Annotated in this window: 2 protein-coding genes; both read right to left on the reverse strand. The window is 75.6% G+C overall.

Going from position 1 to position 2,744, the window contains the following annotated elements:
• Positions 1–905: lytic transglycosylase domain-containing protein (locus VGD85_RS20225; protein ID WP_331065231.1), on the reverse strand; the 905-nt coding region annotated here is incomplete at its 3' end.
• A 145-nt stretch (positions 906–1,050) separates the two neighbouring features.
• On the reverse strand, positions 1,051–2,744 hold a 1,694-nt coding region (locus tag VGD85_RS20230), incomplete at its 5' end, for an acyl-CoA dehydrogenase family protein (RefSeq protein WP_331065232.1).

The following is a 2,744-nucleotide window of genomic DNA, read 5'->3' on the forward strand; positions in this document are numbered from 1 at the left end:
GGCGCGGCCTCGGCGTGCCCCTGGTCGCCCTGATGCTGGCCCTGGTGCTGGCCGTGCTGGCGGACCTCGCTCGGGTCGGGCGCGGCCGACGCGCTGATCCGGACGGCGCGGGGACCGTCGCCGTACGTCGGCAGCTCGGGCAGCGTGTAGTCGCCGGAGCGGTAGGCCCGCTCGACGGCGAGCACGTCGCGGGCGTAGCTCGGCGACGGGTTGTAGCGCAGCACGGCGGCACGCCGACCGGCGAGCGAGTCCAGGTCGCCCGATGCCGCGCACAGGAACACCGCCGCACCGAGCGCGGCGTCGTCGAGGTCGTCGGCCGACCGGACCCCGTCGCCGTCGGCGTCGACGCCGACCGCGGCCCAGGTGCTCGGCAGGAACTGCATCGGGCCGACCGCGCGGTCCCAGCGCCGGTCGCCGTCGACCGTGCCGGCGTCGGTGTCGCGGATCTTGGCGACCGGCCCGGCACCGTCCAGGGCGACGCCCCGGATCAGCGGCGCGGACACGCCGTCGGAGCCCAAGGTGGCGCCGGCGTAGCGACCATGGTCGGACTCGACCCGGCCGATCGCGGCCAGCAACGTCCAGGTGAGCCCGCAGTCGGGGTCGACCTCGCTCATCACGTTCTCGGCGGATCGGTAGGCGCCGACGGCCGCGACGGGCAGGTCGAGGCGGTCCAGGGCCGCGGCGCTCACGCCGTGCTCGCGCGGGTCGTGCGCGACCTGGCGGGACGCGGTCGTCGCCGGTACGACCGGGGGCGCCGTGGTGGCGTCCGGGCCGTCGACGGTGATGACCACGTCGCGCACCGGCGGCTCCGCGCCGGGGCCCGGCTGGGAGGCGGCGACGACCGCGACCATCACCAGCACGGCGCCGCCGCTCATGGCGAGGCGCACGGGTCGGTGCAGGCTCATGGTCGGTCCGCGTCCTCGTCTCTCGATGGCCGGTCGAGACCAGTCTCTCCCCGACCGGCCTCGAGCGTCACCCCCCAGAAGGAGGAGTTCTCGACGACGACCGGGCCACCCGGTGAACGGCGCGCGAACACCGGGCCCGGACGGCTCAGCGGGGCAGGCCGAGGATCCGCTCGCCGGCCACGTTGCGCAGCACCTGGGTCGTGCCACCGGCGATCGAGAGGCAGCGGGTGTTGAGCATCTCGGAGACGTCGGCGCGGACCTGCTCGTCGTCGTCGAGCAGGATCCGGTCGCCGTGCAGGGTGACCACGAGCTCGGCCCCGTCCTGCCGGTTGCGGACCCCCAGCAGCTTGGCGACGCTCGACTCCGCACCCGGCCCCTGCCCGGCCAGCGAGCGCAGCGTCGAGCGCACTCCGAGCAGCGAGCACACCGTCGACAGCGCGATCGAGTGGCCGACGGCGACCCGCTGCGCCGGCGCGACGCCCGCGGCCGCCAGCTCGACGGCCCGCTCGGTGCTGGTGGCCAGGCGGCTGGTCGCCATCGCGACCCGCTCGTTGGCGAGCGTGGTGCGGGCCAGCCGCCAGCCGTCGCCGACGGCGCCGACGACCATCTCGTCGGGCACGAACACGTCGTCGAGGAAGACCTCGTTGAACAGCGCCTTGCCGGTGATCTCGCGCAGCGGCCGCACCTCGATGCCGGGGCTGTTACGCATGTCGACCAGGAAGTAGGTGATGCCCTGGTGCTTGGGTGCGTCCGGGTCGGTGCGGGCCAGGCAGATGCCCCAGTCGGCCCGCTCGGCCACGGAGTTCCAGACCTTCTGGCCGGTCAGCCGCCAGCCGCCGTCGACCCGCTCGGCGCGCGTGCGCAGCGACGCGAGGTCCGACCCGGCCCCGGGCTCGGAGAACAGCTGACACCACACCAGGTCACCGAGCAGCGACGGCGTCACGAACCGCTCGCGCTGGGCGTCGGTTCCGTGCTCGAGGATCGTCGGCAGCGCCCACCCGGCGATCACGATGTCGGGGCGGGTCACGCCGGCCCGGGCCAGCTCCTGGTCGATGACGACCTGGGTGACGGGGTCGGCGCCGAGCCCGTACGGCGCGGGCCAGTGCGGCGTGAGATAGCCGGCCTCCACCAGCGCGGCGCGACGCTCGTCGGGCGGGAGGGCCGCGATCCGCTCGGCGACGGCCCTCACCTCCGCCCGCACGGCGTCGTCCCTGCCGTCGAGGTCGAGCCGGACCTGCCGGCGTACTCCCCCGACGGCGGCGGACGTCAGCCGGTCGGCGGCGTCGTCCGCGCTGCCGGCGAGCGCGCGCAGGGCCAGCGCCCGGCGCAGGTAGAGGTGGGCGTCGTGCTCGAAGGTGAACCCGATGCCCCCGAGCACCTGGATGCACGACTCCGCGACCGCCACCGCCCCGTCGAACGCGGTCGCGATGGCGACGTCCACGGCGAACGCCCACTGCTCGTCGTCGCCGTCCGCGGCGGACGCGACGTCCCACGCGGCGGCGGTGACGGCCTCGGCCGTCTCGAGCATCTCCGCGCACAGGTGCTTGACGGCCTGGAAGCTGCCGATCTTCTGGCCGAACTGCTCGCGCACCTTCGCGTAGTCGACGGCCGTCGCCAGGCACCAGCGCGCCACGCCCGCGGCCTCGGCGGCGGCGAGCGTGACGACCGTACGCCGGACGGCGTCGGTCGTGAGGTCGACCGGCTCCCCCGCGGCCGGGTCCAGCACGCGGATGCGGCCGAACCGGCGGGTGAGGTCCACGCCGGTGGTCGCCGTCAGCTCGACGGCGGCGCGCGGGAGCAGCCGCCAGCCGTCGGCGCCGGCGGCGACGAGCACGTGGG

Source organism: Nocardioides sp., from assembly GCF_036401255.1.
Classification (GTDB): domain Bacteria; phylum Actinomycetota; class Actinomycetes; order Propionibacteriales; family Nocardioidaceae; genus Nocardioides.